The following is a 7,626-nucleotide window of genomic DNA, read 5'->3' on the forward strand; positions in this document are numbered from 1 at the left end:
ATTATTGGCATAGTGAGCATTGCAATCTTCGCCGTAACACACCGGACGCACGGCCTTCCCCAGGTAGCCGAGGCGTGCCAGCATAGCGCACGCATCGCCAACGCCTGCCAGGAGCACTGCCACCCCACCGATGATTCGTGGGCAATTCTGGCCACCTGCAACCGCTTCGAGGTGCTGGTGGATGTGGTTGACGGGCAGCGCTGGGAGGCGCTGCGCCGGGCGACGCTGGGGGAGATGCCGGGGGCATTGCTGTTGGAGGGGGGTGCGGCGGAGCGGCACGTGTTCGAAGTGGCCTGCGGCCTGGACTCTCTGGTGGTGGGGGAGCGGGAGATTGTCTCGCAGATTCGCCGGTCCATGGAAGTGTCGGCCGGGCATATGCACGGCAGGCTGCGTCGGCTGGTTGATGCGGCGTTGAGCGCGTCCCGCCAAGTTGCGCAAATTCCGGGGGTACAGCGAAGCGGGGTGGCGTTGGTACAGGCTGCCCTGAACGTGGCGGAAGAGCGCGGCCTGGGGGCGGGTGCGCCGGACGCCGTTACGTTGGGTGATGCTGCGCCGGGCAATTCTTCCAAGAGCAACGCTCAGCAACGCAACGTTGTGCCGGGCAATGCTGCCCAAAGTAACGCTACCCACAGCAATTCTGCGCCAGGCAACCCAGTGCCGGCCGCGGAGTGGGGGAGCGTGCGGGCGCTGGTCGTGGGTACGGGGTCCTATGCGGGGGCGGTGGTGCGCGCATTGGTGGAGCGCGGCTGCGGGAAGGTGACGGTGTTCTCCACCTCTGGGCGCGCGGAAAGGTTCGTTGCGCGGATGGCGCCGCTGGTGCACCAGCACGGGGCACCCACTGTTGCAGCTACCGTCACCGCTGCGGAAATGACCCAACTGGAGGATTTGCCGGGGCTGGTGGCGCAGGCTGATGTGGTGGTGTGTGTGCGGGGGAAGGGGCCCGTCATCACGCAGGAGCTCATGGACGAACTGCAGCGCACGCCGGTGATTGTGGACTTGGCGGTCCCGGGGGACGTGGAGCCGCGGGTGGCAGCCAGGTGCGGAGCCGTCACCATGGAGGGAAGTGCTGCCAGGGTTCCGGAGTCGGCGCGGGCAGTGGTGGAGCAGGCGCGCGGGGTGGCGTGGGAGGCTGCGGGGGAGTTCGCGGCGCGGGAGCGTGAGCGGGGGGCGGACCACCTGGTGGTGGAGCTGCGAGAGCATATTCAGGCATTGGCGGCGGAGGAGCTGGCCGGATTGCCGGCAGGGGAGGATGTGCCGCGGGCGGAGGTGGAGCGGCTGCTGCACCGGCTGGTGGGGCGGTTGGCTCATGGGCCGTCGGCGTTGGCGCATAAACGAGCACGTGAAGGCGATGTGGAGGGCGTGGCGGAGGCCGTCGCGTTCCTCACCGGAAAGGACACAGAGAACCCATGAGCGACACCAATACGAACACCCAAACCGCAGCGAACGCCGTTGCAGTGAACACCCCGGGCGGAGCGAACACCCCGGCTCCAGCAAGTGCCGAGGCAGCAACGCATGGGGCGACCAAACAGCAGGCAGGGGCGCAGGCAGGGGCGCCGTCAGCCTCGACGCATCATTCCACCGCCCGGTCGGCGGCGGATATGCAGGCTGCCCAGCAGGTGATCCCGGGCGGCGTGAACTCCCCGGTGCGGGCGTTCGGGTCGGTGGGCGGCACGGCCCGCTTCATTGACCACGCGCAGGGATCACACCTGGTGGATGTGGACGGCAACACCTATGTGGACCTGGTGTGCTCGTGGGGTCCGACGCTGCTGGGGCACGCGCATCCGGCAATTGTGGAGGCGGTGCAGAAGGCTGCCGAGCGGGGGCTGAGCTTTGGGGCGCCAACGGAGCATGAGACGGCGCTGGCGGAGTTGATTGTGCAGCGGACCAGCGTGGAGCAGGTGCGGCTGGTCAATTCCGGCACGGAGGCGACGATGAGTGCGGTGCGGCTGGCGCGGGGGGCGACGGGCCGGCCTGGTGTCATTAAGTTTGAGGGCTGCTACCACGGGCATGTGGATGCGTTGTTGGCGTCGGCGGGCAGTGGTGTGGCGACGTTCGGTTTGCCGGATTCGTCGGGGGTGACGGGGGCGGCAACACATGACACCTATGTGGCGCCCTATAACGACGTGGAGGCGGTGCGGCAGATTTTTGCAGCGCATCCGGGGGAGATTGCGTGTGTAATTGCGGAGGCGGCGGCCGGCAATATGGGGACGGTGCCGCCGGATGAGGGGTTTAACCAGGCGTTGTTGGAGTTGGCGCATACGGAGGGGGCGTTGCTGATTCTGGATGAGGTAATGACGGGTTTCCGGGCGTCGGCCCAGGGCTGGTTTGGGGTTGATGGGGTGGCCGCGGACCTGGTGACGTTTGGGAAGGTGATGTCTGGCGGTTTACCGGCGGCGGCGTTTGGTGGCCGGCGGGAGCTGATGGGCTATTTGGCGCCGTTAGGGCCGGTGTATCAGGCGGGGACGTTGAGTGGTAACCCGTTGGCGATGGCGGCCGGTTACACGCAGTTGAGTTTGGCGGATGAGGCTGTGTACCGGCAGCTGGCGGTGAATGCGGACCGGTTGCAGGGGATTGTGGAGGCGGCGTTGGGCCATGCGGGGGTGGCCCATACGGTGCAGCGGGCGGGGACGATGCTTTCGGTAGCGTTTGCGGAGCGTCCGCTGCGGAATTTTGGGGATGCGAAGGCGGCGGAGACGTGGCGCTATCCGGCGTTTTTCCATGCGTTGTTGGAGCGTGGTGTGTATGTGGCGCCGAGTAATTTTGAGACGTGGTTTGTGTCTGCAGCGTTGACGGATGATGACTTTGCACTGGTAGAAGCGGCGATGGGTCCGGCGGCGGAGGCTGCGGCGAAGGCGCGCCCGGTGGGGTAGTGGGCTGCGTGGGCGCGGTAGGCCCGATTGTGGGTGTAGTGGCGGGTCGCGTGGGCGTACCTTGGGGCGTTGTAGGGGGCAGTGTGGGTACTTCTGTGGGGTGTGGCGGCACGCCGTGTGGGTGTGGTTGTGGGCGTGGAATGGGTGGGGTGACAAGCTGCGGTGTGGGCGTCGGTTGCCGTGTGTGTGGCAAAAAGTTGAACTCTCAGAATAAATCGGCGAGTGTGGGTGTCATGATCGATTGAGAAGCTGTTTGCGAACGAATTTTACGAATTAATTCACGTTGTCCCCGAGAGTGAATTGTGTTCTGGTAGTGTACTTTTAGAGTTATTACCAGAGGTTAAATCGCTTTTTTATCCATTTTTTTATTAAATCTGTTGTGGTACAGTGTATTAGAAGAGAAATAGTGTGACATTGCCTGCTATGTGCACCATTTAAGCCTTTTCGGACGGCTTATGAGCATTGTTGTGTCGTATGAGATCTGGGGTGAGGGGTGCCTTAGCCGTAGATATGGCGGGAAAGCGACACCTTTGCGAATTAAAGGTGTCCAAATCATGAAAAATGCCCTTCAAAATATAAGAAAATTAGCCTTTTCAACTCATATTCAAAATAGTTCACATTAATAAAACTAGTTTCAGATCTGGCAAAAACGGCACTTTTCCCTGGTAGGGGTTGAATTAGGATTTTAAGGGAGTAAGGTCTTAAAGGCACCAAGAAAAGACCTGGTCACTTTGTCAAAAAGGATCAAAAGTGAACACCAGGCAGAATCCCGAAGGAGGTGTGCAAATGAATAGCACGAAAGAAGAGAAGGTAATGGCTTTTCCGGGATCCCGCGCATGGAATGCGGTCCGTGCATCCCTTTGCTGGCCTCGTGATACCCTCCTTCCTCTTGAAGTAATCCGTCGTCAGGTAGAAGAAAACACTTCGAATAACGAAGCTGCCTAACACGGCCAGTCCGGGTGCTCTGAAGACAAAAGCACCCCAAACACTATTCGAGCCCCGTCCGGCGCGTACTAAGAGCCGGGCGGGGCTCCATGTTTACCGCTTACATAAATCCGTCCACCCTATGTACGCCACGTAAGGCACCCTCCCGCGCAGGTTACACGCGTGTCTCCGCCCCTACTCGCCAGCACTGCTTCGAAAAGGCCGGCCCTCGCTCGCGCTCCTGGACTACGCACCCCCTACATTCACTCGCGATCTTAAGACACGCGGACCCCGCCCCCATGCGCACTCTGTGCCCACCCCCGATACATTCCTGGAACACGAGTCTTTGCCCGGGCTGTTTCGCTGGTAGCGGGCACCCGCGGGTCAGCGGGGATTCTTACTGGGAGGGGGTGTGTAAGCGGTAGTGCGGGGGTAACCTCGGGGGTACATAGACGTTGCTGCCCTTGTCCCGAAAGAGGTTATTGTGTCCCGCAAGCTGATCGATTTGGTCCCTGGTGGCCATGTGGAATTCCTGTTGGCGAGTGCCCGCGAGGATTGGGATGCGGCCGTCAACCACCGTTTTGTTAACGAGCTGTTCGAGGGTTCGTTGGATGACGGGGTGCTGGCCAGCTACCTGGTGCAGGATTACCAGTTCTTTGACGCGTTCTTGTCCATGTTGGGGGGCTGCGTGGCGTATGCGGACCGGGTGGACTCGAAGCTTACGTTTGCCGCCCAGCTGGGCATGCTGGCTGATGATGAGGACGGCTACTTCCAGAAGGCGTTCGACGAGTTGGGGGTGTCGGAGGCCGATCAGCTGGACCCGCAGTTGACGGAGGTGACGAAGGCTTTCCGGGCGATGATGTATGACGCGGCGAATAGCCAGTCCTACCCGGATCTGCTGGTGATGCTGGCGGTGGCCGAGTGGCTGTACTTGGATTGGGGCGAGCGCGGCTCCACGGATACCGAGCCGGCGCCACTGCCGGAGCGTTATGTGCATGCGGGTTGGGTGGAGTTGCACCGGGGCCGCGAGTTCCAGAAGTGGTGCCAGTTCTTGGTGAATGAGCTGGAGCGGGTTTTCCCGGAGGGTGACGAGTCCTTCGCGGACGCGCTGACCTTGCGGTTCCAGAAGGCAGTGGCCCTGGAGCGCGGCTTCTTCGACGTCGCCTACAACTAGCGGCTCGAAGGGGTCGCAGCGGCTCAGCAAGGCCTACAACTAGCGGCTTGGCAGGGTCGGACGAGGCTGGCTATCTAGGTTCCGAACCTCGCTTTAAGGCTCCCGCTATTTGAGCATATATATAAGGAAAGACCGGGCTAAGTGCCCGGTCTTTCCGCATATCGGCAGTATGGCCCAGAAAACACCCGCTGCCTGCAGTACGGAACCACTAGCTACAAGGCAGTAGTGTGCTGCTAGGCGGTGGGAGCTGTGGTGCCGGTGGGGGTGATGTGGTCTATGGCGGAGAGAGGTGAAGCTGATGCTGCGGTCATGATGGGGTGATTTAGGCCTCGTCGATATCCTTCAACTTGCGAAGCAGCGTAAGGAACGTGCCGTTCTTCACCCACTCGGCTAGCGTGCCCAGGTAGTAGTCCTCGTTAGTGACCAGCCAGGAGAGTGTGAGGTTCACGCGATCCTCGTCGAGGTTGCCCAGCCACTCCTCGGTGCAGAAATCCTCCGGGCGCATACCCTTAGTACGGTCCGCGACGGACTTCACGAAATGTTCCTTTGACCAGGTGTTTAGGGGCTTCCACAGGAGCGGGTTGTACTCGTAGTGGGTGCCGCGAATGATACCCGACGGCATGTAGCGGCGCTTCTGGTTGAGATACTCGTGGACAATAGGGATCAACTCGTCCTCATGCAGCGCTGCGATCTCGTCGATATATTTCGTCACGTTTTCATACATAGCCCCAGTCTAATTGCGGGATGTAACACTCGGACCGAACTGGGGCAGTTGTTTTAGATGGGGCGGTCTAGGTGCGGGGTGCGGTAGGAGTGCAGTGCGGGGTGCGACGGTAGCGAGGTGCTGCGGCGCGGGAGTGCGGTAGGAGTGCAGTGCGGGGGAGGCGGAGTGCAGGTGTGCGGATTACATATCTTCGGATAAGCGGTTAGCTTTGTAGGCCGCTCCCCAATTTCGCATGGCGCTGATCACGGGTTCAAGGCTGTAACCCAGTGGTGTTAACTCATATTCGACGCGAGGCGGAACTTCCGCGTAAACAGTTCGCGTAAGCAGGCGGTCGGCTTCCATCGACCGCAAATTGGATGTCAAGACTTTTGCGCTGACTGTTCCAACGGTTCGTTTCAAATCACTGAAGCGCTGCGGGCCATCAAAAAGATCCCGCAAAATCAGGACCTTCCACTTGTTGCCCAGCAGGTACAACGTGGTCTCTACTGGGCAGGCAGGTAACTCAGCAACACTGAGTATCTTTTGGTCACTCATCACCGGCGCTCCTCTCACACCACAGGTTACTATTTGGTTACTAGTTACTCAAAGTAACTATCGTGTTTCTTGTCCCTCGAAAGATGGGCACACTCAAGAGAAAAGAGGAAGCATGAAAATCGCTGTCATTGGTGCACACGGCAAGTCTGGATCACTCATCTGCGAAGAAGCTACTCGACGCGGCCACGACGTCACCGCGATTGTTCGCCGCAACGACCCAGTTAACGCGCAAGCCACCATCGTCAAAGACGCTTTAGATCTGTACGCCTCCGATCTGGCAGGATTCGACGTCGTCGTTGATGCACTCGGATTCTTCACACCCGAAACGCTGCCGCTGCACTCGACTTCCCTCAAGCACATAGCCGACTGCCTTGCGGGAACAAACACGCGCCTCCTTGTTGTAGGCGGCGCTGGAAGCCTCACCGTTGACGACAAGGGCACCACCCTTGACGACACCCCAGAATTCCCCGACGACTTCAAGCCGCTAGCAAAAGCAATGGCCAAGGGCCTCGCTGAGCTTCACGAACGCGATGGCGTCAACTGGACATACCTCAGCCCAGCAGCAGATTTCCAAGCTGATGGAGCACGCACCGACCGCTACGCCTTTGCTGGAGAAATGCTCGCCACCAACGACAAAGGCGAATCGTACTTGAGCTACGCGGATATGGCCCAAGCAATGCTGGACGAAGCCGAAAACGGCTCACACACACGCGAACGCATCAGCGTATACACCAAGTAAATCGTAAATCCGTAGTGACCGTGACGGCGGAGGCCTCCACAATCTGGTCCCAGTAAAACAGCAGAGTGGTGTGAGCGTGTTTCCGCGCGCACCACTCTGCTGTTGTGCCAAAACGTACCCACCCAGCGTCCACGACTAACAAGAGTCAAAGTGTATAGACAGCGCTGTCGTAGGGAGGGAAGCACGGCTGTATTCATAGAATTGGGATTCTACGCATAAGGACCCTGATTGTCTGTACGCGCAGCTCGGTCTTTCTCTCCAACCTGCACAGACTTCAGGGACTCGAACCCTGAACAAAACCACAGTTGTTTCTCTTCTCTAGAACCTGCAGATAGACTTCTCAACGCTGCAGCAACTACACCGAGAGCGTTGTTTCTCTTCTCTAGAACCTGCAGATAGACTTCTGTCCGTGTCCCTCAGGCGTTCGCTAAGGTTGTTTCTCTTCTCTAGAACCTGCAGATAGACTTCCCGTCTGTCTATGGGCCGTGCTCATGACGTTGTTTCTCTTCTCTAGAACCTGCAGATAGACTTCGAATACGACAACGACGCCTCACTGTTCAGTTGTTTCTCTTCTCTAGAACCTGCAGATAGACTTCAACTGAATGATGTGGGCGAGGCGCGGCTGTTGTTTCTCTTCTCTAGAACCTGCAGATAGACTTCA

At 59.4% G+C, this 7,626-nt stretch carries 7 protein-coding genes and 1 CRISPR repeat array; of the genes, 5 read left to right on the forward strand and 2 right to left on the reverse strand.

The window, feature by feature from the left end; translation table 11 throughout:
• The first annotated feature begins 12 nt into the window (after positions 1-12).
• The 4 genes from Q0X28_RS07425 (at position 13) to Q0X28_RS07440 (ending at position 4,968) form a co-directional block, all read left to right on the forward strand.
• The gene (locus Q0X28_RS07425; RefSeq protein ID WP_298577348.1) at positions 13-1,410 is read left to right on the forward strand and encodes a hypothetical protein; all 1,398 of its coding nucleotides are present in this window, start codon (positions 13-15) and stop codon (positions 1,408-1,410) included.
• Positions 1,407-2,870, forward strand: a complete 1,464-nt coding sequence (hemL, locus tag Q0X28_RS07430; RefSeq protein ID WP_298577351.1) for a glutamate-1-semialdehyde 2,1-aminomutase — start codon at positions 1,407-1,409, stop codon at positions 2,868-2,870. Before Q0X28_RS07425 ends, hemL begins: the two co-directional genes overlap by 4 nt.
• Positions 2,871-3,656: 786 nt before the next feature.
• Complete coding sequence (locus Q0X28_RS07435) at positions 3,657-3,815, forward strand: hypothetical protein (protein WP_298577353.1); 159 nt, start codon at positions 3,657-3,659, stop codon at positions 3,813-3,815.
• A 463-nt stretch (positions 3,816-4,278) separates the two neighbouring features.
• The gene (locus tag Q0X28_RS07440) at positions 4,279-4,968 is read left to right on the forward strand and encodes a TenA family protein (protein ID WP_296239534.1); all 690 of its coding nucleotides are present in this window, start codon (positions 4,279-4,281) and stop codon (positions 4,966-4,968) included.
• Between the two features lie 322 nt (positions 4,969-5,290).
• Here Q0X28_RS07440 and Q0X28_RS07445 read toward each other — a convergent pair whose 3' ends face one another.
• Positions 5,291-5,692 (reverse strand): hypothetical protein, encoded by a 402-nt coding sequence (locus tag Q0X28_RS07445; protein WP_298577355.1) that lies wholly within the window; start codon positions 5,690-5,692, stop codon positions 5,291-5,293.
• 180 nt (positions 5,693-5,872) lie between these two features.
• Positions 5,873-6,226 carry a helix-turn-helix domain-containing protein gene (locus Q0X28_RS07450; protein WP_276771907.1) on the reverse strand — a complete coding sequence of 118 codons (354 nt, stop codon included), beginning with the start codon at positions 6,224-6,226 and terminating at the stop codon, positions 5,873-5,875.
• 112 nt (positions 6,227-6,338) lie between these two features.
• Between Q0X28_RS07450 and Q0X28_RS07455 the strand changes: the two genes are divergently transcribed.
• The gene (locus Q0X28_RS07455; protein ID WP_298577357.1) at positions 6,339-6,965 is read left to right on the forward strand and encodes an NAD(P)-dependent oxidoreductase; all 627 of its coding nucleotides are present in this window, start codon (positions 6,339-6,341) and stop codon (positions 6,963-6,965) included.
• A gap of 304 nt (positions 6,966-7,269) precedes the next feature.
• A CRISPR array of direct repeats spans positions 7,270-7,625; the repeat unit is 36 nt; unit sequence GTTGTTTCTCTTCTCTAGAACCTGCAGATAGACTTC.
• The last annotated feature ends 1 nt before the right edge of the window (position 7,626 follow it).

It is taken from the genome of uncultured Lawsonella sp. (assembly GCF_947252745.1).
GTDB lineage: Bacteria > Actinomycetota > Actinomycetes > Mycobacteriales > Mycobacteriaceae > Lawsonella.